A 229-nucleotide genomic window follows, 5' to 3' on the forward strand; every position below is an offset into this window, starting at 1 on the left:
GCCCGGAAACCCCGTTTGCGCGCATGGTCGAGCGAGTGACTGCACATGGCCCGCGCGACGCCGCGCCCCGTCGCCTCGGCCGCCGTCATATAGCCGCAATTGGCGACACCGGCGCCGCCGCCCATCTGGTTGGGCTGGAGATAATAGGTGCCGAGCACCTGCCCGTCCGCCTCGGCGACGAACACGTCATGCGAGGGCAGCGTCCAATAAGCGAGCGCCTCGTCCCGAG

General features: G+C 69.4%; 1 protein-coding gene. It reads right to left on the reverse strand.

Translation table 11 applies throughout. The features are described from left to right. Window positions 1-229, reverse strand: a 229-nt coding sequence (locus RYX56_RS25690) for a GNAT family N-acetyltransferase (RefSeq protein ID WP_317124555.1), incomplete at both ends; no start/stop codon positions are given.

This window comes from Alkalihalophilus lindianensis, assembly GCF_032843265.1.
Lineage (GTDB): Bacteria > Bacillota > Bacilli > Bacillales > Bacillaceae_D > Alkalihalophilus > Alkalihalophilus lindianensis.